At 55.9% G+C, this 26,318-nt stretch carries 29 protein-coding genes; 17 read left to right on the top strand and 12 right to left on the bottom strand.

The genetic code is table 11. The features are described 5' to 3' along the window. Nucleotides 1-5: 5 nt before the first annotated feature. The 5 genes from AC2TCY_RS06080 (at nucleotide 6) to AC2TCY_RS06100 (ending at nucleotide 4,211) form a co-directional block, all read left to right on the top strand. Nucleotides 6-749 carry a phosphate/phosphite/phosphonate ABC transporter substrate-binding protein gene (locus tag AC2TCY_RS06080; protein ID WP_480846366.1) on the top strand — a complete coding sequence of 248 codons (744 nt, stop codon included), beginning with the start codon at nucleotides 6-8 and terminating at the stop codon, nucleotides 747-749. A gap of 128 nt (nucleotides 750-877) precedes the next feature. Then, nucleotides 878-1,654, top strand: a complete 777-nt coding sequence (locus AC2TCY_RS06085) for an ABC transporter ATP-binding protein (RefSeq protein ID WP_480846196.1) — start codon at nucleotides 878-880, stop codon at nucleotides 1,652-1,654. Nucleotides 1,655-1,686: 32 nt separating this feature from the next. Further along, complete coding sequence (locus AC2TCY_RS06090; RefSeq protein WP_480846197.1) at nucleotides 1,687-2,436, top strand: transporter substrate-binding domain-containing protein; 750 nt, start codon at nucleotides 1,687-1,689, stop codon at nucleotides 2,434-2,436. An 84-nt stretch (nucleotides 2,437-2,520) separates the two neighbouring features. Then, nucleotides 2,521-3,408 carry an ABC transporter permease gene (locus AC2TCY_RS06095; RefSeq protein WP_480846199.1) on the top strand — a complete coding sequence of 296 codons (888 nt, stop codon included), beginning with the start codon at nucleotides 2,521-2,523 and terminating at the stop codon, nucleotides 3,406-3,408. Further along, complete coding sequence (locus tag AC2TCY_RS06100) at nucleotides 3,405-4,211, top strand: ABC transporter permease (RefSeq protein ID WP_480846201.1); 807 nt, start codon at nucleotides 3,405-3,407, stop codon at nucleotides 4,209-4,211. The genes AC2TCY_RS06095 and AC2TCY_RS06100 overlap by 4 nt, the downstream gene beginning before the upstream one ends. A gap of 23 nt (nucleotides 4,212-4,234) precedes the next feature. Here the strand turns inward: AC2TCY_RS06100 and AC2TCY_RS06105 are convergent, their stop codons facing one another. Further along, nucleotides 4,235-5,044 carry a M90 family metallopeptidase gene (locus tag AC2TCY_RS06105; protein ID WP_480846202.1) on the bottom strand — a complete coding sequence of 270 codons (810 nt, stop codon included), beginning with the start codon at nucleotides 5,042-5,044 and terminating at the stop codon, nucleotides 4,235-4,237. A gap of 224 nt (nucleotides 5,045-5,268) precedes the next feature. Between AC2TCY_RS06105 and AC2TCY_RS06110 the strand changes: the two genes are divergently transcribed. From AC2TCY_RS06110 to AC2TCY_RS06130, 5 genes are all read left to right on the top strand, one after another. Further along, entirely contained in the window at nucleotides 5,269-6,588 is a 1,320-nt protein-coding gene (locus tag AC2TCY_RS06110) for a glutamine synthetase family protein (RefSeq protein WP_480846203.1), read from the top strand. A gap of 58 nt (nucleotides 6,589-6,646) precedes the next feature. After that, complete coding sequence (locus AC2TCY_RS06115; protein ID WP_480846204.1) at nucleotides 6,647-7,327, top strand: type 1 glutamine amidotransferase; 681 nt, start codon at nucleotides 6,647-6,649, stop codon at nucleotides 7,325-7,327. Continuing rightward, nucleotides 7,327-8,685, top strand: coding sequence for a glutamine synthetase family protein (locus tag AC2TCY_RS06120; RefSeq protein WP_480846205.1), 1,359 nt, complete (start codon nucleotides 7,327-7,329; stop codon nucleotides 8,683-8,685). The genes AC2TCY_RS06115 and AC2TCY_RS06120 overlap by 1 nt, the downstream gene beginning before the upstream one ends. Before the next feature lie 3 nt (nucleotides 8,686-8,688). Continuing rightward, nucleotides 8,689-9,999: an NAD(P)/FAD-dependent oxidoreductase gene (locus AC2TCY_RS06125; RefSeq protein ID WP_480846206.1), complete on the top strand. Its 1,311-nt coding sequence runs from the start codon at nucleotides 8,689-8,691 to the stop codon at nucleotides 9,997-9,999. Between the two features lie 112 nt (nucleotides 10,000-10,111). Beyond that, a complete protein-coding gene (locus tag AC2TCY_RS06130) occupies nucleotides 10,112-11,326 on the top strand; it encodes a DegT/DnrJ/EryC1/StrS family aminotransferase (RefSeq protein WP_480846207.1) in 1,215 nt (404 codons plus the stop codon). A 3-nt stretch (nucleotides 11,327-11,329) separates the two neighbouring features. Here the strand turns inward: AC2TCY_RS06130 and AC2TCY_RS06135 are convergent, their stop codons facing one another. From AC2TCY_RS06135 to AC2TCY_RS06150, 4 genes are all read right to left on the bottom strand, one after another. Beyond that, nucleotides 11,330-12,088, bottom strand: coding sequence for a trypsin-like serine peptidase (locus AC2TCY_RS06135; protein WP_480846208.1), 759 nt, complete (start codon nucleotides 12,086-12,088; stop codon nucleotides 11,330-11,332). Between the two features lie 7 nt (nucleotides 12,089-12,095). Beyond that, nucleotides 12,096-12,650, bottom strand: a complete 555-nt coding sequence (gene phaR / locus AC2TCY_RS06140) for a polyhydroxyalkanoate synthesis repressor PhaR (protein ID WP_480846209.1) — start codon at nucleotides 12,648-12,650, stop codon at nucleotides 12,096-12,098. A gap of 135 nt (nucleotides 12,651-12,785) precedes the next feature. Continuing rightward, nucleotides 12,786-13,232 (bottom strand): phasin family protein, encoded by a 447-nt coding sequence (locus AC2TCY_RS06145; protein ID WP_480846211.1) that lies wholly within the window; start codon nucleotides 13,230-13,232, stop codon nucleotides 12,786-12,788. A 131-nt stretch (nucleotides 13,233-13,363) separates the two neighbouring features. Next, nucleotides 13,364-15,166, bottom strand: a complete 1,803-nt coding sequence (locus tag AC2TCY_RS06150; protein ID WP_480846212.1) for a PHA/PHB synthase family protein — start codon at nucleotides 15,164-15,166, stop codon at nucleotides 13,364-13,366. Nucleotides 15,167-15,278: 112 nt separating this feature from the next. Between AC2TCY_RS06150 and phaZ the strand changes: the two genes are divergently transcribed. Continuing rightward, nucleotides 15,279-16,550 (top strand): polyhydroxyalkanoate depolymerase, encoded by a 1,272-nt coding sequence (gene phaZ, locus AC2TCY_RS06155; protein WP_480846213.1) that lies wholly within the window; start codon nucleotides 15,279-15,281, stop codon nucleotides 16,548-16,550. A gap of 539 nt (nucleotides 16,551-17,089) precedes the next feature. Here the strand turns inward: phaZ and AC2TCY_RS06160 are convergent. Genes AC2TCY_RS06160 through AC2TCY_RS06175 form a run of 4 tightly spaced genes read right to left on the bottom strand, consistent with a single transcriptional unit; the run spans nucleotide 17,090 to nucleotide 19,891 of the window. Continuing rightward, a complete protein-coding gene (locus AC2TCY_RS06160) occupies nucleotides 17,090-17,704 on the bottom strand; it encodes a hypothetical protein (RefSeq protein ID WP_480846367.1) in 615 nt (204 codons plus the stop codon). Between the two features lie 20 nt (nucleotides 17,705-17,724). Continuing rightward, entirely contained in the window at nucleotides 17,725-18,150 is a 426-nt protein-coding gene (locus AC2TCY_RS06165) for a VOC family protein (protein ID WP_480846214.1), read from the bottom strand. Continuing rightward, complete coding sequence (locus AC2TCY_RS06170) at nucleotides 18,150-19,142, bottom strand: alpha/beta hydrolase (protein ID WP_480846215.1); 993 nt, start codon at nucleotides 19,140-19,142, stop codon at nucleotides 18,150-18,152. Before AC2TCY_RS06170 ends, AC2TCY_RS06165 begins: the two co-directional genes overlap by 1 nt. Beyond that, complete coding sequence (locus tag AC2TCY_RS06175; protein WP_480846216.1) at nucleotides 19,142-19,891, bottom strand: alpha/beta fold hydrolase; 750 nt, start codon at nucleotides 19,889-19,891, stop codon at nucleotides 19,142-19,144. The genes AC2TCY_RS06170 and AC2TCY_RS06175 overlap by 1 nt, the downstream gene beginning before the upstream one ends. Nucleotides 19,892-20,084: 193 nt before the next feature. Between AC2TCY_RS06175 and thrS the strand changes: the two genes are divergently transcribed. From thrS to AC2TCY_RS06200, 5 genes are all read left to right on the top strand, one after another. Continuing rightward, a complete protein-coding gene (gene thrS / locus AC2TCY_RS06180) occupies nucleotides 20,085-22,043 on the top strand; it encodes a threonine--tRNA ligase (RefSeq protein WP_480846217.1) in 1,959 nt (652 codons plus the stop codon). Nucleotides 22,044-22,264: 221 nt separating this feature from the next. Next, the gene (locus tag AC2TCY_RS06185; protein WP_480846218.1) at nucleotides 22,265-22,567 is read left to right on the top strand and encodes a BufA1 family periplasmic bufferin-type metallophore; all 303 of its coding nucleotides are present in this window, start codon (nucleotides 22,265-22,267) and stop codon (nucleotides 22,565-22,567) included. Between the two features lie 72 nt (nucleotides 22,568-22,639). Then, on the top strand, nucleotides 22,640-23,497 hold the full coding sequence (bufB, locus tag AC2TCY_RS06190; protein WP_480846220.1) for an MNIO family bufferin maturase: 858 nt from the start codon (nucleotides 22,640-22,642) through the stop codon (nucleotides 23,495-23,497). Next, nucleotides 23,494-24,255 carry an HvfC/BufC family peptide modification chaperone gene (locus tag AC2TCY_RS06195; protein ID WP_480846221.1) on the top strand — a complete coding sequence of 254 codons (762 nt, stop codon included), beginning with the start codon at nucleotides 23,494-23,496 and terminating at the stop codon, nucleotides 24,253-24,255. Before bufB ends, AC2TCY_RS06195 begins: the two co-directional genes overlap by 4 nt. Next, a complete protein-coding gene (locus tag AC2TCY_RS06200; protein WP_480846223.1) occupies nucleotides 24,252-24,770 on the top strand; it encodes a DoxX family protein in 519 nt (172 codons plus the stop codon). Before AC2TCY_RS06195 ends, AC2TCY_RS06200 begins: the two co-directional genes overlap by 4 nt. Nucleotide 24,771: 1 nt before the next feature. Here AC2TCY_RS06200 and AC2TCY_RS06205 read toward each other — a convergent pair whose 3' ends face one another. Together AC2TCY_RS06205 and AC2TCY_RS06210 are read right to left on the bottom strand one after the other, a co-directional pair. Then, nucleotides 24,772-25,140, bottom strand: coding sequence for a hypothetical protein (locus tag AC2TCY_RS06205; protein WP_480846225.1), 369 nt, complete (start codon nucleotides 25,138-25,140; stop codon nucleotides 24,772-24,774). 41 nt (nucleotides 25,141-25,181) lie between these two features. Next, on the bottom strand, nucleotides 25,182-25,499 hold the full coding sequence (locus AC2TCY_RS06210) for an ArsC/Spx/MgsR family protein (RefSeq protein WP_480846227.1): 318 nt from the start codon (nucleotides 25,497-25,499) through the stop codon (nucleotides 25,182-25,184). A gap of 217 nt (nucleotides 25,500-25,716) precedes the next feature. Between AC2TCY_RS06210 and AC2TCY_RS06215 the strand changes: the two genes are divergently transcribed. Next, a complete protein-coding gene (locus AC2TCY_RS06215) occupies nucleotides 25,717-25,923 on the top strand; it encodes a cold-shock protein (protein WP_085796749.1) in 207 nt (68 codons plus the stop codon). A 77-nt stretch (nucleotides 25,924-26,000) separates the two neighbouring features. On the opposite strand, the gene AC2TCY_RS06220 is transcribed toward AC2TCY_RS06215, so the two are convergent. Continuing rightward, nucleotides 26,001-26,303 (bottom strand): hypothetical protein, encoded by a 303-nt coding sequence (locus tag AC2TCY_RS06220; RefSeq protein ID WP_480846229.1) that lies wholly within the window; start codon nucleotides 26,301-26,303, stop codon nucleotides 26,001-26,003. Between the last annotated feature and the right edge of the window lie 15 nt (nucleotides 26,304-26,318).

The raw sequence follows: 26,318 nt of genomic DNA on the forward strand, positions 1-26,318 counted from the left end.
CGGCGATGCTGGGCATGTACGACATGCCCGCCCTTCAAGCAGCCAATGACAGCTTTTGGACGCTGATTCGGAAACATGTTGGACACGGTCCGGCAACTCTGACTCGCGATGCAGACGTTTGGGACGTCTGGCTTGATACCAATCTGACATTTGCCCAAACCTGCGGCATGCCTTACCGAACCCACCTGCACGGCAAGGTACAACTAGTGGGTACTCCCGATTACGGCCTGCCCGATTGTCCGCCCGGATACTACCGTTCGATCTTTGTCGCCCGGGAGAATGATCTACGCGATCTGGATCAGCTTGCAAACGGAACTTTTGCCTATAACGAAGCCCTGTCGCAATCCGGCTGGGCTGCACCGATGGTGCATCTGAGCAGGCACAGCCAGGTCCCAGTATCCTTTCTCGAATCTGGGGGGCATGCACTATCTGCGCAGGCCGTGGCAGATGGGCGCGCCGATTATGCATCTTTGGACGCACTGACCTGGGAATTGCTCAAGGAACACACCGATCTTGGCTTGGCATTGCGCGAAGTCGCCGTAACATCCCCCACACCTGCTCTGCCTTACATCACTGCAAATGGACAAGACGCGCGCAACCTCGCCCACGCCGTTCGCGCGGCAATAGCTGAGCTCAGTTCTGCAGAGCGTGAATTGCTGCATCTGCGTGGCCTGATCGACATACCGGCAGAGCATTACCTGGCGGTCCCCAATCCGCCCGCACCAGAAGCCATCCTGCGCAATCCCTGACCGATTTGACTAAAACCTCTGGTCGATTTGGAGGTTTCAGGTCCGGAACGTGTCATTTGCGCATTGCATTGGACGATTTTTTCAGCCCTAGTACCGCACCAACACAACTAACAAAGCCTGGATCGCCCGTGACAGAGACCGCCCCCGTAATCGAGATCAAGAACCTGCACAAAAGCTTCGGAAATCTCGAGGTATTGAAAGGGGTGGACATAACAGCACATCGTGGCGACGTCGTTTCGCTGATCGGATCGTCCGGTTCTGGAAAATCCACCCTTCTGCGTTGCTGCAACTTGTTGGAAGACAGTCAGGAAGGCGAAATTCTGTTCAAGGGCGAACCTGTGCGCTGGACCGGCAATCACCATCATCGCCGCCCAGCTGACGCAAAACAGGTACTGCGTATTCGCACCAATCTGTCGATGGTGTTCCAGCAGTTCAACCTATGGGCCCATCTGACCATCCTTCAAAACGTGATGGAGGCTCCGGTTACAGTTTTGGGCCGTGATCGGGCCGAGGCCGAAGACAGCGCCCGTAAATACCTTGAGAAGGTCGGCATCGGTGACAAATGCGACGCCTACCCGGCCCAATTGTCCGGCGGCCAGCAACAACGCGCCGCGATTGCCCGCGGCCTATGCATGGAGCCCGAGGCGCTATTATTCGACGAACCCACTTCGGCGCTTGATCCCGAGCTGGAACAGGAAGTGATCAAGGTGATCAAGGATCTGGCAGCCGAAGGCCGCACCATGATTATCGTGACCCATGACATGAAAATGGCGGCTGACATCTCGAGCCACGTTGTGTTCCTGCATCAGGGCCTGATCGAAGAAGAAGGCACGCCCGAAGATATTTTCACCACCCCTGAATCCAAGCGGCTTCAGGGCTTTCTATCCGCCACACAGGCGGCATAACCTACGGACAGAACCAATAAGGGGAGTAACCAATGAAAAACCTGATTCTGACCACCGCAGCACTGGCGTTGACCGCCGGTGTGGCAATGGCTGACACCGTTCGCATGGGCACAGAGGGCGCTTACCCTCCGTATAACTTCATCAACGATGCGGGTAAAATCGATGGGTTCGAGCGTGAAGTGGGCGACGAGCTGTGCAAACGCGCCGGGCTGGAATGCGAATGGGTCAAGAACGACTGGGATTCGATCATCCCGAACCTGGTCTCGGGCAACTACGACACCATCATCGCCGGTATGTCGATCACCGACGAACGTGACGAAGTCATCGACTTCACTCAGGACTACTACCCACCGACCGCGTCAGCCTACGTCGCAGTCACGGAAGGCGTTGATGTGACAGGTGGTATCGTTGCGGCGCAAACCGCGACCATTCAGGCCGGTCATGTTGCTGAATCCGGCGCTACCCTGGTTGAATTCGCTACACCGGAAGAAACCATTGCAGCCGTCCGCAACGGCGAAGCCGACGCCGTTCTGGCCGATCGGGACTATCTGGTTCCTCTGGTCGAGGAATCGGGTGGCGAGCTGGTTTTTGTTGGCGACCCGGTTCCGCTGGGCGGTGGTATCGGAATGGGCCTACGCGAAAGCGATGGCGACCTGCGCGGCAAGTTTGACGCTGGGATCACCTCAATGAAAGAGGATGGCACGCTGAACGAGATGCTGATCAAGTGGTTCGGTGAAGGCACCGCCACCTATGGCACCGACGGTTCGGTTGTAACCAACTAAGCACTCCGTCCAAAGGTCCGGCGCCGTTTGTGCGCCGGACCAACCCCCGGCCAAACACCGGGCCTGACGTTCGAAAGACGCCTCATGTTTTCCTACTGCGCTGATCCCGACATTTTGGGCACGTTCCGCTGGTTTTCCTGCTACCTGACCAACGGCGTCCACTGGTCGTTCTACCTGTCGTTCGTCAAGGTTCTCGCTCTGCTGGCCGTTACCGCACCAGTTGCACTTAGCTTTGGGTTCACCGGCGCGATGGCCGCGCGGTCGCATTTCCCACCGCTCAGCTGGCTGGGCAAAGGTTACATCGCCATCGTTCGCGGCGTGCCCGATATCGCCTTCTTCCTGTTTTTTGTAATCGCGCTTGATCAGGCATTTGAATGGACGCGACACAAAGTTCTATGTCCCGAATGGACTGACCCGATCCGGCAGGGCAACGACTTCCTTGTCTGTCAGGCCGCCAAATTGCCACTGAGAACCGCCCCGGAATGGGTTCACGAGACTTATGGCTTCCTCCTTGCCGTAATCACCTTTTCGATCGTTTTCGGAGCTTTCGCTGCGAACGTTCTGTTCGGTGGCATGCGGGCCGTACCCCATGCCCAGCTAGAGACTGCCGAGGCCTATGGCATGACACGCCGCCAAACCTTCTGGCGCATTCTTGTGCCGCAGATGTGGGTCTACGCCCTGCCCGGTCTCAGCAATCTGTGGATGGTGCTAATCAAAGCCACACCTTTGCTATTCCTGCTGGGGATCGAAGATATCGTCTATTGGGCTCGCGAACTCGGCGGCACTAAGACGTCCAAATTTACCCAATACCCGCACGGTGACTGGCGTATGTGGTACTTTCTGTTTCTCCTGATCTTTTATCTCGGCATGACCCGCGTGTCTGAGATCGGGTTAGAGAAACTGATGCGACGCTTGTCCCACGGACAGGCCACATCCGGTGGCGAGCTGCTGCGCAAGGAGACAACGGCATGAGCTGCTTGCAAACCATCCAGGATTACGGCCTGCGCTCGATTGGACTTGGTGAGCGTTTGCTTCCTAGGACCGATTTCACCTTGTGCGAACAGTTCACTCTGATCGGCTCGGGCATGATCTGGAACATCTATTTTGGTGTAATGGCACTGGCGACGGGGTTCTTTCTGGCCACCGCTGTGGCACTTGGCAAAGCGTCCAGCAACAAATGGCTGCGCAAACCCGCCGAGTGGTTCATCTTTATCTTCCGAGGTTCTCCTCTCTTTATTCAGTTTTTCTTCGCCTATTTCTTCTTCCTGTCGCTGAAGAAATCCTACCCGATGTTCGACGCCCTCACGTCTGCTTGGCTGGGTGCGCTGATCGTTCTGTTCTTGAACACGGCCGCGTATACGGGCGAAATCTTCTATGGCGCTCTGCGCTCGATCCCCAAAGGTGATATTGAAGCGGCGGACGCCTACGGTATGTCCGGCTGGTCGCGCTTCCGTCGGATCATCTGGCCTACAACGCTGCGGCTAGCCTGGCCTGCCTATACCAACGAAGCCATCTTTCTGTTCCAATCCACGACGCTGGTTTTTTTCTCGGCGTTCCCGGCCTGGCAGCAACGTGGCGACGCGCTGTATTACGCTAGCTATTTCGCGGATAAGACGTTCAATCCTTTCATCCCCTACCCGATCCTGGCGTTCTATTTCATCCTGCTGACGTTGGTTATCGTCGGCGGTTTCGGACTGATCAACAAACGTCTGAACCGACACCTGCCCGCAGAGCGGAAAGCCAAGATGCGGTTCCGGTTAAATCTGGCGCGCTAAGGGGCTGGCCTCGCACCGGCCCCCTATTGCCAAGTAGCGGGGTCCAGTTGAAACAGTTGGGACAGCTGAGCATAAACATCAGGGACCTCGCGTTTCAGGGCGTGAGGTCTTTCAAAGAAAACCTCGACTGAAACTGCAAAGAACTCTTCGTGGCCAACCGCTCCATAGGGGTCTATGACCGTGTGCCGCCCGCTTTCGACCGCGTGAACGTGTGTCTCATAGGCCGTCAGGAATACACGTTCCCATTCGGCAAAGCTCTGGCCTTCGCTCAGGACAGGCACTCCGTTGGTGCCACCCGACAAATCGTCAATCTGATGCGCAAATTCATGGAACACCACATTGTGCCCATCGTGGTCATCCAGCGCACCGTGGTTGCTGTGAGCCCATGAAAGGATGACCGGGCCGCGATCCCAGCTTTCTCCGGTGCGAACGATTTCCTTTTCCGTAACAACGAAGCCGGAGTGTTTCTGTTGCTTTGACTTGAAGGCATTTGGGTAGATCAGGACCGTCGTCAGGTTGTCGTACCAAAGGTCGCTGTTTACCACGAGCAAACAGGCCTGCGCGGCAATGGACAGCTCCATGTCCTCAGTTACCTCCACCCCGTCGCAACCAAAGAACTCCACCTGATTCAGAAACAGGTTCACTTTGCCATCCAGTTTGCCGCGCAAGTCCGATGGCAACCGTTGAACGATGGGCACCCGACGCTCAACGATGCCGCGTTGATGCTCGGAAAGCGGTGTGGAAAGCAACGTAGTGCGCATTTGTCTCTTCGACCAATAGCGATAGCCCAAAATGCCAATGGCCAGAAGAATAAGTGTAAACAACAGTGTCATCAGCAAACACTATAAGGATCACGCCGCGGGGTACAATTGGCGACACATCATCCCTAAATCGACTAGCACGATTGGAGACAATCGGGGCCAGGTGACGCACCAATTGAACATTGCGCTATATCCTGTTGCCGTTTTCAAACCCGCTTCCAAAAATTTGATCAAATTTAGTGACATTACGGAGAACGTCCTTTAAACCTTCAGGGACAAGATAAACGGAGCCCCAAATGGACCTGAGCGCCCTGCACACTTTTCGCGTCGCAGCCTGTGACCTGAATGGTCAGATGCGCGGCAAGCGCGTGCCGCCCTCATATGCCGCAAAGCTGGACAAGGGCGCTGTACGAATGCCGTTCTCAGCGCTCAATGTCGATCTTTGGGGCGCGGACATAGATGGCAGCCCGCTGGTTTTCGAGAGCGGTGATGCCGATGGTGTCTTGCGCCCGACCGAACGTGGGCCGGTGCCGATGCCCTGGCTGAGCTCCCCAACCGCGCTGGTGCCGATGTGCCTTTATGACGACAACGATACGCCATTTGACGGTGACCCGCGCCATGCACTAACCGCTGTGCTGGATCGATATGCACAACGCGGCTGGACTGTCATCGCGGCAACCGAATTGGAGTTCACCTTACTGGACGCATCCGGCGCGCAACCTCGGCCTCCGCTAAACCCGGTTACAGGACGGCGCCTGAAGGACGAATCGGTTTTGTCGATGGCAGAAATGGACGCATTTGATGCGTTCTTCACTGATCTCTATGACGGCTGCACCGCGATGGGAATCCCGGCCCAGACCGCCATTTCCGAAAGCGGAATCGGCCAGTTCGAGATCAACCTGAACCACCAGGACGCCATGCGTTGCGCTGATGATACGTGGCTTTTCAAGGCGCTGACACGCGGCCTGGCGCGGAAACACGGGTTTTCTGCGACTTTCATGGCAAAGCCTTACAAGGACGATGCCGGCAACGGTATGCACGTGCATTTCTCTGTCGTCGATGCGCAAGGTCGCAACGTCTTTGATGACGGTGGACCCGAAGGTACTGATACCTTGCGCTCTGCCGTCGCAGGTTGTCTTGCAGGGATGTCCGGAAGTACGCTTATTTTCGCGCCGCACGGCAATTCATTTACCCGCCTAGTGCCCGGTGCTCATGCCCCGACAGGGGCCAGCTGGGCTTACGAAAACCGGACTGCTGCCATCCGAATACCTGGTGGCGCCCCGGCAGCGCGCCGGATCGAGCATCGTGTGGCCGGAGGGGACATCAACCCCTATCTGATGCTGGCCGCCGTGTTGGGCGCGGCTCTGGTCGGTGTTGAAGACAACCTGAAACCCCCTGCACCAATCAATGGCAATGCCTATGAGATCGACGGCCTCCCGCAACTGGCATCGGACTGGCCTTTGGCCATCGCAGCATGGGAGGCCGACCTGGTGGTTGCACGCATCTTTCCTGCCGAATTGATCCGCAATCTGGCGATGACTAAGCGGCAGGAAATGGCTCGGTTTTCGGATCAGCCGTCAGACGAACACTGGCTCAGCTATCTCGAGGCGGTATGACCCCCTTGCCCGACGTGCTGCTGTAGGCTAAAAGAAATTTGATCAAATTTGGTGACCTATGAAAATCGGTATCCTCCTGACCGGCCATCCCCCTGACGAATTGCATGATCAATTCGGCGAGTATGACGGCATGTTTCGTACTCTGATGAACGGAAACAACTTTGAATACGAAACCTTCGCGGTCGTTGACAATCAGTTCCCCACGGACGCTGATCAGGCTGATGGCTGGATTATCACCGGGTCGCGCCACGGCGCGTATGAGGATCACCCGTGGATCCCTCCATTGGAGGATTTGATCCGCTCGATCCGAGACAGCGGTAATCCCCTGATCGGTGTGTGCTTTGGCCATCAGATCATCGCACAAGCTCTTGGTGGCACGGTTGAGAAATTTCAGGACGGTTGGGCTGTCGGGCGCACCGAATATGATTTTGACGGTGAAACGGTCACGCTGAACGCATGGCATCAGGATCAGGTCACTCGCCTACCTGATGGCGCACGTGTCCTGGGGACCAATGACTTCTGCAAGAACGCAATGCTGGCCTATGGTGACACGATCTGGACCGTGCAGGCACATCCTGAATATGGCGACGACTTTATTCGAGGATTGATCCAGACCCGCGGCAAAGGCGTCGTACCAGACGATCTGCTGCAAGATGCCGTAAACCGCCAGCCTGGACGCAACGACAACCCTGCGATCGGGCGATACATGGCCGAATTCCTAAAGAAAGTGAGGGCCTGATGGCCAACTGGATAGACGAACTGCCCGAAGCGGCCCGTAGCTATATCGAAGGACAACGGCTGGATGAAGTCGAGTGTATTATCGCTGACTTGCCCGGAATCGCGCGCGGCAAGGCCGTTCCCGCTTCGAAATTCGCGCGGCAATCCTACTTTCACCTGCCTGACAGCATTTTCTACCAGACCATTACAGGCGATTGGGGCGAAGCCGCGGGGGACGATGGGTTCATCGAACGCGATATGATCCTGAAACCGGATTTCTCGACCGCCTCCGCCGCCCCGTGGACTGGAGACTGGACTTTGCAGGTCATCCACGACGCTTATGACCGCGACGGCGAACCTATTCCCTTCAGCCCACGCAACGTATTGAAGCGCGTCGTTCAGCTTTATCACGACAAAGGTTGGAAACCTGTCGTAGCGCCCGAGATGGAGTTCTTTCTGGTTGCCCCAAATGTCGACCCGGCGCAGGGCATCAAACCAATGATGGGCCGATCGGGCCGCCCGGCCGCAGCACGTCAGGCCTATTCAATGACGGCAGTGGATGAGTTCGGCCCGGTTATCGACGACATCTATGATTTCGCCGAGCATCAAGGGTTCGAGATCGACGGTATCACGCAGGAAGGTGGCGCCGGTCAGTTGGAAATCAACCTGCGTCATGGCAACCCGGTCAAGCTGGCCGACGAGGTGTTCTATTTCAAACGCCTGATCCGCGAGGCCGCCCTGCGCCACAACTGTTTTGCCACCTTCATGGCCAAACCGATCGCGGATGAACCAGGCTCGGCCATGCACATCCATCACTCGATCACGGATCTGGAAACCGGTCAGAACATCTTTTCCGGCCCTCAGGGCGGGGAAACCGACGCGTTCTACAATTTCATTGCGGGGCTTCAGAACCATTTGCCCGCCGGGCTGGCCGTTATGGCGCCCTATGTGAATTCCTACCGGCGCTACGTCAAAGACCATGCAGCACCGATCAATCTGGAATGGGCGCGCGACAATCGAACCACTGGCATTCGGGTGCCCTTGTCCGGCGCCGAAAGCCGCCGGGTGGAAAACCGTATCGCCGGTATGGATTGCAACCCATACCTGGGCATCGCGGTATCCCTGGCCTGCGGTTATTTGGGGCTGGTCAATCAAGAACGCCCGCGCCGACAGTTCTATGGCGATGCCTATGACGGGGACGGCGATATCCCTCAGGTCATGGGTGAAGCGCTGGATCTATTCGATGAGGCAGAGGCCTTGCACGAGGTGCTGGGACCGGATTTTGCACGTGTCTACAGCATCGTAAAACGCGCAGAATACGAGGAGTTTCTACAGGTGATCTCGCCATGGGAACGCGAGCATCTGCTGATGAACGTCTGAATCATGGGCCTGAACTTACTCTATTCCAACGACCGCAAATCGGAATATCCGCCAAGTTGGTATACGGCGACGGCGCTCCCGACGGAACGGTCACCGGCGCTAACTGGCGACACCAAAGCGGATGTCTGTGTCGTCGGGGGCGGATACACGGGGCTGTCAGCTGCGCTGCATCTAGCCGAGGCCGGATTCGACGTGGTTTTGCTCGAAGCACATCGCGTCGGTTTCGGTGCGTCTGGTCGCAACGGTGGCCAGTTGGGCAGCGCTCAGCGTATGGATCAGGAAGATTTGGAACGTTTGGTTGGCGATTCCGACGCTGCCAAACTGTGGCAACTGGCTGAAGACGCCAAAGACCTTGTCAAATCGCTGGTCTCAAAACACCAGATCGACTGTGATCTGAAGCCTGGAATCGCCACCTTGAGCCTGAGCGCATCCGAATGCGATGACTTGCATAACCATGCGGCACATCTGTCGACTAAATATGGGTATGACCAGATCGAACTGCTGGATGAAGATGCAGGTCACGCCGTTTGCCCTTCGCCTACGTACAAGGGTGGCTACCTGGACATGGGTGCCGCGCACCTTCACCCGCTGAACTTTTCGCTGGGTCTCGCCCAAGCGGCTATCAAGGCGGGGGTACGAATCCACGAAAGTACTGAGGTTCTGAAGATTGAAGAGGGCCAGCGCGCTACCGTGAACACGGCGAACGGGAAAGTCGCTGCGGATCACGTCATATTGGCCTGCAACGGTTACCTAGGGGATTTGAACCGCAAGGTCGCGTCGCGGGTGATGCCGATCAACAACTTCATTGCAGCGACTGAGCCACTTGGAGCCGAGGCTCAAAAGGTTCTGACGCGCGACGTTGCAGTGGCCGATACGAAGTTCGTCGTGAATTACTTCAGGCTCAGCGCAGATGGTCGGCTGCTCTTCGGAGGCGGCGAAAACTATGGCTATCGTTTCCCCACTGATATTGCGGCAACGGTCCGCAAACCCATGACCGAGATCTTTCCGCATCTGCGCGATGTCCGGATTGACTATGCCTGGGGCGGCACGCTTGCCATCACCATGCGCCGAATGCCTTATCTTGCACGGGTGGCACCGAACATCCTGTCCGCTTCCGGCTATTCGGGCCACGGTGTCGGTACAGCCACCCATGCGGGCCAATTGATGGCCATGGCCATTCAGGGTCAATCGGAAGGTTTTGACACAATGTCACGCGTACCCGCCTTGCCGTTTCCAGGCGGCCCATCTCTGCGCAGCCCGCTGCTGGTGTTGGCAATGACGTGGTATGCCCTCCGGGACCGGCTGGGGATCTGAAAACCCATACCGCGACAATTTGGTGAAATTCCGCCTAATGACGGAATGAGCTCTTGGTTTGCTGAATTCGTTACTTTATATTTCCGAATAGTAGAATTCGGGAAAACCAAATATGACGCTACCACCTAACGTTCATGATGCCGAACCCATCCCCGCAGCAGCAAGAGAAGCCATCGATGCCTTGATGCAATCTGGCGACCTGTTTCGTTACACGGCACCGCAGGACGCGCCTGTCACTCTGCTTGAGGCCGAGTTTGCCGAGCTTTTGGGCACAAAATATGCTTTGGCCGTATCGTCCTGTTCAGCTGCTCTATTCCTGTCACTAAAGGCGCTGGATCTGCCGCGCGACGCGCGGGTGCTGATCCCGGGCTTTACCTTTGCAGCGGTACCATCTTCGGTGGTGCATGCCGACTGCATCCCGGTTCTGTGCGAGGTCGGCGACAACTATCGCATCAACATGGTGGATTTCGCAGCGAAGCTGGACGACGTGCAGGCAGTGATCATCAGCCACATGCGCGGCCATACGTCAGACATGGACGCAATTATGGAACTGTGCGACGCGCGCGGAATCCCCGTGATTGAGGACGCGGCACATTCATTGGGCACCACGTGGCATGGCCGCAATATCGGAACCATTGGTAAGGTGGGCTGTTTCTCGTTCCAGTCTTACAAAATGATTAACGCGGGCGAAGGCGGTATCCTGATCACCGACGATGCCGATCTTGTTGCCCGTGCCGTCATAATGTCCGGCGCCTACGAGCATAACTGGAAGAAACACAAAGGCCCGCACGGCGACAACTCGCCCGAATTGGAACAAGCCTTTGCCCGCTGGCAGAACAAGTTGCCTCTGTATAACCTACGGATGAGCAACCTGAGCGCCGCTGTGATCCGGCCCCAGATTCCTGAATTGGCCCGCCGTGTACGCGATGGCTTGGACAATCACGATTATGTCGCAGGCCGTCTGAACACCTCGCCGTATATCGATGTCCCTGCCCCGCTGGCGCCGGAACGGCGCGCTCCGGATTCGATCCAGTTCAACTTGGTTGGCATGGACGAAGCTGAGACCCGCTCATTTGCCGAGGCCGCTGAGACCCGCGGCGTCAAGGTTCAGGTCTTCGGGTTAAGTACGGACAACGCCCGCGCGTTCTGGAACTGGCAATTCATGCCAGAGCAGGTCGACCTGCCCCAGACGCGTACAATGTTAATGAGGGCCTGCGACGTCCGGTTGCCTGTTCGTCTGACACGGGAAGAGCTGGACATGATCACCGACATTCTGCTTGCGTCAGTCGCGGATGTGATTGGTCCTGTGCCCGTATACGGTACCTGACTTTCAGTCAGCATTCAGTTCAAACAAGTCGACCGACAAAAACAATGCGTCAATCCCCTGCGGGGTTGGCGCGATGCGCGACAAGAGACCGGCCACCCCCAACCCGCTTTGGCTCTGCACAAGCAACGGAGCGCCAGAATCGCCCATCATCACGGGGCAGATTGCCTGCATCAGCGCTGTAGCTACAGGACGAGGCCGGCAAGTACCAGTTCGGCTCAAAACATGCGGGCGCAGACCAGAGTAACCCGCAACAAAACTCTCTTGCGCGACCGACACGGCTGGCAGATAGCCAACCGTTTGACCTATCGGATCAGACAGTTCCAAGATCGCCCAATCCAATTCAGCACGGTCGTTAAAAGACCCCTCTGAGCCCTGTTGCGATGCTAGATTGTAGTCTTTGACTGTTGAAAATGCTGCAACTTCTCCGCGCTGATAACCCGCAGCAAAACGAATGCTTTCAGCGGGAATCCACCGCTTACGGGCACTGTTGTAAAGGCAATGTGCAGCCGTCAGCACATGCGTTTCCGACACAAGCACGCCAGTACAGTGCGATCGCTGGTTAGTACTGGCAAAGTTGACCCGGCCAATGGCGCGCCACGGCGCCTGCGACGCGTCGACGATCTCACGGGAGCGTATTTCATCGCACCCGGCATCGGCGTCTCTGCCCATGGTGCAGACAGGTTCCCAGGTTTCAGTGAACTTCCCTTGCGCCAGCGTGTCCCCAGCCCAAAGCAACGCTAAAAGCAAGGGCAGCACGCGCACGATGGGATTAGCTCAGCTTGGATAGTTTCTTTTGCAGCTCAGCAAGTTGTTTCTTGATGTCCGCCAAATCTTCCTTGGATTCGGACGCATCTTCCTGCTCGGCATCTGGGCCCGACCAGTTTCCGGATAGACCGCCCGTCATTGCCTTTAGAAACGCCTGTTGCTGCGCCTGCATCGCGTCAAACCCCGGAATCTGAGACATGGGGTTCATGGCATTCATGTTCTCCATCATCTTGCTCTGGCTTTCGCGCAACATCTCAAATGAGCTTTGCAGAAACTGCGGCATCATTCCCCCGCCAGGAATCATATAGCTGCGCACCAGGTCGTTCAGAACATTGACCGGCAGAACATTCTCACCCCGGCTTTCATGTTCGGCAATGATCTGCAGAAGATACTGACGGGTCAGGTCATCACCCGTTTTCAGATCGATGATCTGAACTTCACGCCCATCGCGGATAAATCCCGCGATATCTTCCAGCGTGACATAGTCGCTGGTCTCGGTGTTATACAGCCGCCGGCTGGCGTAGCGTTTGATCAGAAGCGGTTTTTCTTGTTCCGGCACCGTTTGCCCTCCCCAAGGATGATGCGTTGCAGCAGAGATTATGCGAGTGCAGAACAAAAAGAAAGGGCAGGTCGAAAGACCTGCCCAAAGCGATTGCACCAATTGGGAGGGATGGGTGCGTGTCGCCGTCTTAACTTACTTGGCAGTCGTTGCTTTCTTGGCAGCAGCGGTTACCTCGTTGGTGGCTTTCTTGACAGCAGCAGTTGCGTCTTCGGCAGCGTCTTTGCCAGCAGCCATCAGCAGCTCAACGGTTTCAGTCTGAACTTTTTTCGCGATTTCAGCGAAAGCCGCCATGTTTTCAGCAGCAACTTCAGCCGACGCGCTTGCGAAGTCGGTTGCAGCTTTGGCGTAGTCAGCAGGCTCTGCCTTTGCTTTCGACATCTCGGTCAGTTTGGCCAGGGTTTCCTTGGTCCATTTGTTCGAGATCTCGGCCGACTTAGTAGCAGCGTCCAGTGCAACACCCGACAGCTTTTCGTTCAGAGAAGCCGTCGATTTGAATGCATCTTCCAGAGCTGTTGTGTCAACCGGGAATGCGCCCATCATGTCTTTCATGACTGCGGTAAAGTCTTGGGTCTTTGCCATTGTTCTAATCCTCTTAGCCTGTCCGGGCCCACCCCGGGTTTCATCAGCTTGAGGGCAATATGATTTCTGCGACGCAGCATTTCAAGTATTTTCTTGCTGCATCGCAGAAAAAATTAAGTTTCAAAATGAAATCAACGACTTGCCTTTACCAATACATAAGTACCCGGAGCCGGGCACAAACGTGGATGGTTCGAATCGCCAGTATCACGAGCCGGCACTTGCTTGCCTGAACGCTTTTTCAGCCACGCTTCCCACATTGGCCACCAAGAGCCTTCGTGAAAGTCTGCTTCCTTTAGCCAAGTCTCGGCATCCGCCTTGAGATCCGGATTAGTATAGTGGCCGTATTTCTTCTTGCTTGGCGGATTAACGATCCCGGCAATATGCCCGGATTCGGACACCACGAAAGTTTTGGATCGCGAGCCCATTTGTTGGACGCCACGATAACAATCCTTCCATGCCGCGATGTGATCAGTCTCGCAGGTGATGGCCATCAGGGGCACGTCCACGTCCGATATGCGCAGTTTGTGCCCCAACAACTCAAACCCATCCGTGACGAAATCGTTGCTCTGACACAATCCGCGCAGATACTGCATCGCCATCCGGCCCGGAAGGTTGGCGCCATCCCCATTCCAGTACAGCAAATCAAATGCGGGTGGAGTTTCCCCCATCATGTAGCTGCGAATGGCGGGTGTGTAGATCAGATCCTTCGAGCGCAGGAACGACATGGTCCGGCCGATGATCCACGCTTTCAAAACACCGTCCCGGTCGACCTGCTGTTCGATACCGTCCACGAAATCGTTCTGCAGGAAAGGTGTGAATTCCCCCTGCTCGCCAAAATCCGTGAGCGTCGTAAAGAATGTGGCCGATTTGACAGACTTGTCGCCGCGCTGCTTCAGCAATGACAAAGTCAGGCTGAGCGTCGTCCCAGCGATACAATAGCCAACTGCGTTGACCTGCTTGACCTTGCAGATCTTCTTGGCCTCCTCGATCGCCGTTAAGAAACCTTCCTGAATATAGTCCTCCATACCGATATCGGCATGCGAGCTGTCCGCGTTCACCCAGCTGACAACAAACAGGGTATAGCCTTGTTCGGTCACCCATTTGATCAGGCTGTTCTGGGCCTTCAGGTCAAGGATGTAGAATTTGTTGATCCAAGGCGGGAAAAGCACGATCGGCGTTTCATGAACTGTTTCGGTCGCCGGTTTGTACTGGATCAGCTCCATCATGCGATTGCGATAGACGATGTCACCGGGAGTCGTGGCGATATTGCCCCCGATCTCAAAAGCGCTTTCGTCTGCCAGTTTGACCACCAGCTCGCCATCATTCGCTTCAAGGTCAGAAACAAGGTTTTCCAACCCTTGGATCAGCGACTGACCTTCGGTTTCAACTGCTTTTTCCAGCGCATCGGGATTGGTGGCCAGGAAATTTGTCGGCGCCATCATGTCGATGATCTGACGCGAGAAATAGCTGAGTCGCCGTTTGTCCTTTTCCTCCAGATCCTCGACCGAAGCGACCGCCTGTTCGATGGCTTCTGCGTTGGTCTGATATTGCTGACGGATAAAGCGAAAGTATGGGTTCGTGTCCCACATGGGGTTTGAAAACCGGCGGTCGGGCTTGCCTTCGCCTGTGTCCTCTATCTGGCCGGACGTCATCGCTTTTTGCGCCTCGGCAAAATTCAGAACCGATTTGCTCCAGTATTCAACCTGCTGTTCCAATAACTTGGCAGGATTCTGCCAAGCTTCGGCCCAGTAAGCAGTTGCTGCCCGTGCATAAAGCTCTTGATTCGGGCCGTCCAACGCGGAGGCATGCGGCGTTTTACTGGCCATTACCTCGATCAAACGTTTCGACAGATGTTCGACCTTTTCCATATTTTCTTTAAGGCGTTCAATATGTTCGTCGGTCATATCGGGCGTCTGATCTTCGCTAGTTGTCATTTTAACAATTCCCCCCTAACCTCGCTGCTATGCAGAATAACGTCGTGGGTGCTGGGGGGCAAAGCGACGAATGGTCCGAACTCTCAGGATGACACTCAGGAGGCCCCATTTCATGCGCTACATGATGACATACGACCTGATGGAAACAATGCGCAACACCAATCAATGGCTTGGTGCCACCGCAAGCGCGATGGCGTCTTACCCCCAGTTTTCGATGATCCCGAACCCAGCATTCAATTGGATGGCCGCATGGGGCGAAGTAACCGAGCGCACCTTCCAACGCATGGTCGTCAAGCCCGACTGGGGCATTCGCACCTTTACCTGCGAAGACGGCAAGGACCATCTGGTCGACATCACCACAGTCCTCGAGCGCCCTTTCGGCGACCTGATCCATTTCCGCATCAATGGGCGTGCAGAGCAGCCCCGAAAGGTGCTGTTGGTTGCACCGATGTCGGGTCACTATGCGACGCTGTTGCGCTCGACCGTCAAAAGCCTGCTGGTCAATTGCGAAGTTTATATCACCGACTGGCATAATGCGCGCGATATCCCTGTGTCCGAAGGTAAATTCGATGTTGAAGATTACACGCTCTACCTTGTCGATTTTATGAAGGAACTGGGCCCGGATACACATGTTGTGGCTGTCTGCCAGCCCGCGCCGCTGACGTTGGCCGCTACCGCATATCTGGCCGAGGTCGAGCCCAAGGCGCAACCCAGCACTCTGACCCTGATCGGCGGACCTGTAGATCCGGACGCAACCCCAACCGAAGTCACCGATTTCGGGCGGCGTGTCACGATGGGTCAGCTGGAAGAGACGATGATCCAACGTGTGGGATTCAAGTATAAGGGCGTGGGTCGCATGGTATATCCCGGCCTCTTGCAACTGGCATCTTTCATGTCAATGAATGGCGAACGCCACAGCAAAGCCTTCACAGACCAGATTCACCGCGTGATGCGTTTCGAAGCATCGGATCACGATGCACATAACCGGTTCTATGACGAATACTTGGCCGTCATGGACATGACGGCCGAATTCTATTTGTCTACGGTTGAGCGGGTTTTCAAAAACCGTGAGATTGCGCGCAACGAGTTTGTCGTAGCAGGTCACAAGGTGGATATTGGCAAAATCACTGATGTGGCGGTCAAATCCGTCGAGGGCGCGAATGACGACATCTCGGCGCCGGGCCAGTGTATCGCCGCGCTGGATCTGTGCACCGGCCTGCCCGACAGCAAAAAAGCCAGCCATGTCGAACCGGGCGCAGGCCACTACGGTATCTTCGCCGGGCGTAGCTGGCGTGATAACATCCGCCCGCTTGTGATTGATTTCATGAACCAAAACAGCCGAAAGCCTCGCCCCAAAGCTGCCAACCGAAACAAGGTTGCCTGACGGGAAGAAGCAGGAAAGTGACCTGAGACTTCGTCCTTTCCTGCACTCGCAGCGTTATGCGAAGCAGCCTTGCCGCAAATGGCGTAGCGCCCGGGATGCACGCGGTATGCTTTTGTCGCAATTGCAGGGCAGCTTAGGTGTATTCCGAGCAACTGGCTGTAAGGCAACTTAACCCCAAAAGCATGATGCGCTGCTGCGCAAGGCGCTGTAACGTTCTGATTTTCACACCCCCTCAACCGCCGAAAATTCTATTTGGCGGTTTAATCATCAAACGCATCGCCGACCCGACACCACCGGGGCCAATAACCACACGCGAGTTTTGCTTCCACACCCAGCGGAAAACAAAAACACGAAAAATTTCGATATTCGGTCATTCGGCTTCTAAAACACTCGGTGGCATCGCGTCTTTCAGGCCTTTGGAAGTCTTCACTTTTCTTCAATCCGGAAACTGGTGAATCTACCGTCGCACCAACGATCCTGACCAAAAATGTACGCATACTGTCTACGACAGGGTGCAAAGCGTGCCTGTCGCTATAAGCTCAAGGATAATTCAGTCCGCGGAAAGCCGGGAAATCCGCGTATCTCTTGCGCCTTTCAACAAGGGCTTCATCCGGTGTTGCGCCCGGTCGCAACAGACAACCGCGTGGAGCGATATAGCTGTCGATGCGTCGTATCGGGGTTGGACGCCAGACAAGGTTAAACGCGCAGAGTTTCGGAAAGAACCAAATCTCGGAATAATCCAGATGGTCATGCATCCACCATGCAAGATCGCGCCAATCGCGCCCCTCGGCGTAACGGTCCGCAAACCACGGAATCACGATAGAAGCCCCGGCGATACGTTCGTCGCCCTCGCCTCGGTCCCAGATATGACATTCCAGCGGATGATCGTTACGTGCGCAGTTCAGCTTGTTCTCGTTTCCGAACTGATTCAGTGAGGGTGAGCGATAGCCGGACCGCACAGCAATGCGCCCAAAGGTTTCCTCAAGCGGGTCCAGCAGGGTTTCGCAGAATACCCGCCCGGTTTCGATCGCCAGATCAGGGTTCTCCGGAATGTTCTGCATACCATGGAAGTTGCCGATCTCAGAGTACAAAAAGTCGCGCATAAAGAAGTGCCGGGATAAGCGTACGCGGCCCAAGGTTTCGAGGCTCCACATACTTCCTGGCTTGCGCATGGTCAGTACCCGTTCCAGCGAAAGGAGCCGTCCGGACCCAGTTTCGAGAACGGGTTGAAGGCCACCTCCCAGATCGTTCCTTCGGGTGCGCGGAAATAGCCATGATGCCCGCCCCAGAATACATCTGAGGCAGGTTTCAGAATCTCCGCACCCGCTTCATCAGCCTTGGTCAGCACGTCTGCCACGACTTCCTTAGATCGACAATTGTAGCTTAGGGTAAGGGCCCCTTGCCCTAGCGTGCTGATATCGACACCGATTTCTTCAGCCAGTGCCGAGAGTGGGTAGAGACCAAGTGTCTGACCAATCAGGTCAAATGCGATCACGCCGTCCGGGCTATCGACCCTTTGCCAGCCCAGTTTTTCGTAGAACACTGCGGCTGCTTCAGGATCTTCCACACCCACCGTAATTAAGCTGACACGTTGTTCCATCACTCAATCCCCTGCTCTTTCAGCCACGACAGAATACCCGCCACGGCTGCATCTGTCTGTCCCGGCGACATCAGCCGCCCCGCGACCACGTGCGAAGACGGATCATCCCCCGGCCCCATCTTGACCAAATTTACAGTAGCGGTTGCGCCCCAAGCCTCGGCAACATTGTGCGTCAGATCAGGCCGAACAACCTGATCGTCGTCCGAGAACCAGAAGAGGGCCGGGATTTTTACTTCCGAGAAATCAAGCGCGTAAACCGTTTCGACCAGCACTGTCATCGGAACAACCGCTTCCCATGGATAAATTGAAGACCAATACTTGTTCTTCTCGGGATCGGGGCTCGAAACATCACGCTCCTGTCCCATCAGGATGGGCAACCAGATTCTGGCCCACGGCAAGCCGGGTATCCACGCCCCAATCGTATTGACGCCAAAGTTCGGCGAGACGAACACCATCCCGACGACATCCTTGCTCAGTTCCGGGTTCAATGCAGCTGCCGCAGCCAGCGTTCCACCCGTCGACGTCGAAATGATGACGACATTTTCGCCGACGGCGCGCGCTGCGGCTAGCCCCTCGGCCAAATCCTGCATCCAGCCCGTAGCCGTCCCTTCCGCCATTGCATCGTCACTGCGGCCATGCCCTTGCAATCGGGTGTAGACCAGATTTGCCCCTAACGCGTCCGCCACCAGGTCAGGCACAGGACGGATTTCTTCGGAAGTGGCCGAGAACCCATGGATGTAAAGAACTGAGACAGGTGTGCGTTGCTCTTTGAAACCATCCTGCCAGATCACCCGCTTTTCGACGCCGGGCTTGATGTCATCAAATACGGATTCCGTGCTTTCAAAATAGACCTGCACACCTTCGCCAAACTTCCGCGAGTCAAAACTCGGGTTCAGGTTCACCATCTCCCGGGGCCCAAACCAATAGACAAGTGCACCAATTGCAATAACCGCCAGAAGGACACGCCCCAGGGTACGTCCAAAGCGCCGCATCAGCTGTTCACCATGACACTCAGAACTGCCTGTTCGATCATCTCCAGACACAGTTCGTCCGAAAACCGGTGGTCGGCATCCTTGACCAGAGTCAGACGCATATCTGGCCCGGTGGCGTGCTCCAGCAACCGAACTGCAGTTTCCGTGGAGACCGCTGTATCCGCTGTCCCTTGCAGGAATCTCACGGGAAACGGCAATTCCAATGGCCCGCGCAGAACCAAGTGATTGCGGCCGTCCTCTATCATGCGCTTGGTGATGACGTAAGGCTCCATATAGTCAGAGGGCAGCTCGACCTGCCCCACGATGTCCAGTGCTGCCTTCTGCTCCTCGGTGAAAGACGCCCAGTACCCATCCTCTGTAAAATCCGGCGCGGCGGCAATGGTGACCATCCCCGCGATCCGGTCAGGAATTTCGCGAGCCAACAGCAGAGCCTGCCAGCCCCCCATGGACGAACCAACGACAATCAGAGGCCCCTCTGTCAGCACCGAAACTGCAGCCAGCGTATCTTTGTGCCAATCACCAATGCACCCTTCGGTGAACGTTCCCGAGCTCTCACCGTGACCTGAATAATCAAACCGCAGGTAGCTTTGGCCGCGCGCTTGCGCCCAGGCTTCCAGATGCACCGCTTTGGTGCCTTCCATGTCCGACTTCAGCCCGCCAAGAAAAACAACAGTCGGCCCCTCACCTTCACTTTTGTGATACGCAAGTTGCCGCCCCTGTGCGGTATCCAGAAAATTCGTAGCAGCCATGAAACTCTCTTTCGCTTTTGGCTCATCATGCACGGCAGACATTGGGCCGCAATTCCCGAATTCCGTTCCCCGGTAGTGTTACACCCGATCTTTCACCACTCTTGACAGCTCATGCTGCACCTGCCACATGAGCCGAACACCATAACCCGCAACCGGGCGTTCTGTGGGCGCCAAACCGACGAGGAGAGCCGATATGGCCCTGGATTCAAAATCCGTCTCTCTCACCTTTCCTGATGGCAATGCTCGATCCTTTGACGCAGGCGTTACGCCGGCGCAAATCGCTGCCGACATCTCAACCTCGCTGGCAAAAAAAGCCATCTCGGCCACGGTGAATGGCCAGCATTGGGACCTGCAATGGCCCATCGAAGCGGATGCCGACATCGCTATCCACACCATGAAGGACGAAGTTCAGGCGAACGAACTGATCCGCCACGACCTGGCCCACATCATGGCGCGTGCCGTGCAGGAGATCTGGCCGGACACCAAAGTCACAATCGGCCCAGTCATCGAAAACGGTTGGTACTATGACTTTGACCGCGCCGAGCCTTTCACGCCCGAAGACCTCGGCCTGATCGAGAAAAAGATGAAGGAAATCATCAACAAGCGCGACCCCGTGACCACCGAAGTCTGGGACCGTCAGCGTGCGATCGATTTCTACACTCAGAATAACGAGCCCTATAAGGTTGAACTTATCGAAGCCATTCCGGGCGACGAGCCACTGCGCATGTACTGGCACGGCGACTGGCAGGACCTGTGCCGCGGCCCGCACCTGCAGCACACCGGACAGGTTCCGGGCGACGCCTTCAAGCTGATGAGCATTGCTGGCGCCTATTGGCGCGGCGACAGCAGTCGCGCAATGTTGCAACGTATCTACGGCGTTGCCTTCACCGGCAAGGAAAAGCTCAAAGCACACCTGCACATGCTGGAAGAGGCTGCCAAACGTGACCACCGCAAGCTGGGCCGCGAGATGGATTTGTTTCACATGCAGGAAGAGGCCCCGGGCCAGATCTTCTGGCACCCTAATGGCTGGACCATCTACACCTCATTGCAGGATTACATGCGTCGTGCCCAGCAACGTGGCGGTTATGTTGAGGTAAACACGCCTCAGGTCGTTGATCGAAAGCTGTGGGAAAAGTCCGGGCACTGGGACAAATATCAAGAGCATATGTTCATCGTCGAAGTGGACGAGGAACACGCACGCGAGAAGTCGGTCAACGCGCTTAAGCCGATGAACTGCCCCTGCCACGTTGAAATCTTCAAGCAGGGACTGAAGTCATATCGCGATCTGCCACTGCGTATGGCCGAGTTTGGATCGTGTGCACGATACGAACCATCGGGTGCGTTACACGGTATTATGCGCGTCCGTGGTTTCGCGCAGGATGACGCGCACATCTTTTCGACCGAAGATCAGATCGGCGACGAGTGCGCGCGCTTTATCGGCTTCCTGACGGACGTCTATAAGGACCTTGGGTTTGAAAGCTTTAAGATCAAATTCTCGGACCGACCAGATCAACGTGCGGGATCGGACGAGGTTTGGGACAAAGCCGAAAAAGCGCTGCTGGCATCGACACGGGCCGCTGGCGTCGAACCAGAGCTGAACCCGGGCGAAGGCGCGTTTTACGGGCCGAAACTGGAATTTGTTCTGACCGATGCAATTGGCCGGGACTGGCAGTGTGGCACATTCCAAGTGGACTTTGTTCTGCCTGAACGGCTGGACGCCACCTATATTGGCGCGGACGGCGCCAAGCACCGACCGGTCATGCTGCACCGCGCCTGCCTTGGCTCCTTCGAACGGTTCATCGGTATCCTGATCGAGGAACACGCGGGTAAGCTGCCTTTCTGGCTGGCGCCACGTCAGGTCGTAGTCGCTTCGATCACCTCGGATGCAGATGACTACGTGATGGAAGTGGTTGAAACGCTCAAGGCAGCCGGTGTTCGCGCCGAGGCTGATGTCCGAAACGAGAAGATCAACTACAAAGTCCGCGAGCATTCGGTCGGCAAGGTTCCGGTCATTTTGGCCGTCGGTCACCGAGAGGTCGACGAGCGCACGGTCAGCGTCCGCCGACTGGGTGAGAAACAGACAAAGGTTGAATCACTTGAAGCTGTAACAATTGAGCTGGGCCAGGCCGCGACCCCACCAGACCTGTTGTAACATTCGGCAGCAAATTGCACTGAATCCGGCCCAAGCTTTGGGGCCGGATTGAAACATTTCCATTTTTCCACTTTAAAAACAAATTGTTAACGCTCAAGGTGACATGACTACCTTTGACGCGCTCGTGAGACACGGGCTCGTGAATTCAACTCTGGCCGCCAAGCCATTACCTTTATCATTGTCATAAGCAGACATACCCAGTCATCAAGAGGATTTCCGAGATGTCGAACACCGCTAAGTCCCTGGTCATCGCGACCGCAGTCGCAGCCGCTGTATCTGGCGCAGCCACAACAGCATCCGCACAAGCCAAAGAAAAGTGCTATGGCGTTTCGCTGGCCGGTCAGAACGACTGTGCCGCTGGCCCCGGCACCACTTGCGCGGGCACCTCGACCGTCGATTATCAGGGCAACGCATGGACACTGGTTGACGCTGGTACTTGCGCCGATATCGAACTGCCGAAATCGGCGGACGGTGCAGCGCGCAATGGTTCGCTCGAACCGCTGGAGCGTGACCTGCCGGCATAAGGCCACGCAAACGAAGATTTTGGGGGCGGGCAATATCGCTCGCCCTTTTCGTCGTAGTCAGGGAACACGCTGATGTTGGATAACGCACTCCGATCAAATCGACTGCCTGCCGCACCAGGCGTGGGATACAAACCGCAGCACTTTTCTCAGATCCTTGAACAGGCAAAGCCAGTGACCTGGCTTGAAATTCACGCCGAGAACTACATGGGCGACGGTGGCCGTCCGCTGGCGCAGCTTCGGCATCTGTCCGAACAGTTCCCCATTTCCGTTCATGGTGTCGGCCTGTCCATCGGCGGAGAGGCTCCCCTGGACCCAGATCACTTGGCTCGTTTGAAACATCTGGTCGGCTGGCTGAACCCGGCCAGTTTTTCCGAGCATTTGGCCTGGTCTACCCATGACAGCCATTTCCTGAACGATCTGCTTCCCCTGCCCTATACCGACTCCACGCTGGAACGCGTCTGCAATCACATTGATCAGGTGCAAGAGGCGGTCGGGCGAAAGATGCTGCTGGAAAATCCCTCGAGCTATCTGGCGTTCGAGGAAAGCACCTGGACCGAGCCTGATTTCTTGCGAGAAATTGCACGGCGCACTGGCTGTGGCTTGTTGTTGGACGTAAACAATGTTTTCGTATCCGCCACCAATCTCGAGTTTTCGCCCCAAGGCTATGTCGATGCCTACCCGCTGGAGCAGGTAGGCGAAATACACCTTGGTGGTCACGACGAGGACGAGGACGATCATGGCCGCCCTCTGTTAATCGACAGTCACGGGCGCGAAGTCGTCGATCCGGTTTGGGCCCTGCTGGACTATGTTTTGGACCGGTCCGGGTCCAAGCCAATTCTGATCGAATGGGACACCGATGTTCCCGACTGGCCGATCCTGCGGGCCGAAGCGGAACGCGCGCAAGCGGCGTTGGACCGGGTTCCGGCATGAGTGTATCGCAAACCGATTTCCACTCGGCTCTCTTGGATGCCAACCAACCGGTTCCGGACGGTTTGCTGGACGCCGCCGATCATCCGGCGGGACGGCGATTCAGTGTTTACCGCAATAACGTCGCCGTTTCACTGACCGAAGCGATGCATCTAGCCTTCCCCGTGATCACCAAACTCCTGGGGTCTCAGAACATGGATGGGTTGGCGGGAATTTTCCTGCGCCGACATCCCCCATCTTCACCGATGATGATGTTTTACGGCGAAGAGTTCCCTGATTTTCTGGCTGGGATGGAGCAACTGTCTCATCTGGGTTACTTACCGGATGTCGCCCGACTGGAGCTTGCCATACGGCAATCCTATCACGCCACCGACAGCCAACCGATCAAACCGGAGGCATTGGCTGTGCCGCCAGAAGACTTGATGCAGGCGAAACTCGCCTTGGCTCCAGCTATGCAGATTGTACGCTCGGATTGGCCGATTCATGCAATCTGGCAATTCAACACACAGCCGGATGCTCCCAAACCCGAGGCAGGCGCACAGGACGTTCTGATTACCCGCCCGGACTATGACCCTGCCCCGCATCTGTTGCCGCCCGGCGGTGCCGACTGGATCGCGCAGCTACAGAACGGGCAAACCGTCGGCGGCGCTTTCGAGGCAACCACTGCAGAAACCCCCGACTTTGACCTGGGGACTACTCTGGCACTGCTCTTGCAGGGCGGAGCGATAACTTCCGTGACTATCGAAAGGCTGGATACATGACTGCCCTAATTTCAACGTACAACAACTCTATGGCAAAGGTGGATCACGCTTCGGGCTGGTTGACGCCCACGCTGGCGCGGGTGGTCTTTATCGCTGTCTTGTTTTTCTACTATTGGAACTCGGCCACGCTGAAGATTGACGGCTCGATCTTTTCACCCTCGGCTGGCGCATTCGGGCAGATTTTTCCCAAGGCCGCTGAGGCCGTATTGTATGACGTAAGCCAGATGACCTTTTTTCAGCGCATCGTCATCTTTTTTGGCACGGTGGCCGAATTTGCCCTGCCCGTCTTACTGGCTGTGGGCCTGCTGACCCGCCTCGCCGCGCTAGGTATGATCGGCTTTGTTTGGGTTCAGACTCTGACTGACGTCGTAGGTCACAACGTCAAACTCGGCAGCCTGTTCGACAACGCAATAACACTGATGGATCAGCGGGTGATGTGGACATTCCTGCTGCTTGTGATTGTGATCAATGGAGCGGGCCCGATCTCGATAGACCGGGTTCTGCGCCTGAAATAATCTAGAAATGCGCCTTGGGCTCGTCCGGTTTTCCCGCGGCCAGCCCAAGGATTCCGGCCACGCCGGCAAAGGCAATCGGGAACATGGTGAACACGCCAAAACCAAAGGCGTAATACATGCCAGCCGCCGAAAGCAGCAGCAAAACTCCGGCAATCAGTGCACGCGCATGAGCCATAGCGCCACCGGCAATGGCCAGAAGCGGCGCCAGAATTGAGGCAGCCTGCACCAGTTCGGGATTCTCGACCTGCTCAGCAAATCCTTCGATCTCACCAAACTGGTCGACGAGTTCAACAAACCCATACCCAAAGAAGCCGACAATCATTCCAACAAGGCCGGCGATGACGCCCAAGATCATTGCAGCGTTTCGCATTCTTCCGTCTCCATAGTTTCAGATGTCAGATATGTGGTTTCTTAGGCGACACCAAGACCTCGGCGCGTATCTTCGGTCCAGCCCAGATACAGCTCCCCGTTTGACTCGATCAGCGGGCGCTTCATCAAGGCGGGGTATTCCGCCATCAGGTCCAGAGCAGGACGATCACGCTGAGATTCATCCAATTCACGCCAGGTTGTCGACCGCGTATTGAGCAAGGCTTTGCCGAAACGTTCGTAAGCCATTGTCATTACAGAGTCGGGCACTCCTTGCACCCGGACATCCACAAATTCAACATTTTGCAGTAATTTCAAGGCCTTGCGGCACGTATCGCAAGTTTTCAAGCCATAAAGGCGCATGATTGGGCTGTTCCTGTTGTTGACGCAAAGTTAGGCAAAATGAATTGCTTACCCCAGTTATTCTTGATTTTTTACTTCACCGTGCAATGTTGAAAAAGACGAAACACGCAATTCGGGCCATATCGTTTGCGCGAAACGGTGATGTGTTGCGGGTGAGTCAACGACTGCCCCCACCAATTTTGTGGGACAACGTGTAAGTAGGAAGGAGACACGGGAAATGCCTACCGGCACCGTGAAATGGTTTAATACAACCAAAGGCTATGGGTTTATCGCCCCCGACGAAGGCGGCAAAGACGTGTTTGTTCATATCTCGGCCGTTGAACGATCCGGTCTGACCGGGCTCGCCGATAATCAGAAAGTCGCGTACGAGCTGCAGGATGGACGTGACGGTCGTCAAATGGCGTCTGATTTGAAGCCATTATAAGTCTGCTCTCGCCACAGGTGGGACATCTAAAAATAGGTTAGCGGCCAATTTCCGGCCGTTGACCGCTCTATCCAAAGTTATCCTCGCGTCGGAGTTTGTTCGGTGTGAGTAAACCAGTTTTCGCCCATGGCTACGATGCACGACGTGCCAGTGGCGTATGTGATGACCAGAGTCCAATCGCCGGATTTGCTGGCCCAGACTTCCATGATCTGCTCTGGTCCGCGCATGCCTGACGCAACTTGCGTGGACCCAAACTGACGCAGCAGCTTGTCATGCATTCTGCTGGTAGGTTCGCAGATCACTTCAGCGATAGGAGATTTGGCCTGTGCGGGATTAACCAGCATCAGAACCAGTGCAAAAAACCGGATATAGACAGCCACCGTCATGCATCAAAT

The sequence above is a fragment of the Ruegeria sp. HKCCD7181 genome, from assembly GCF_057221055.1.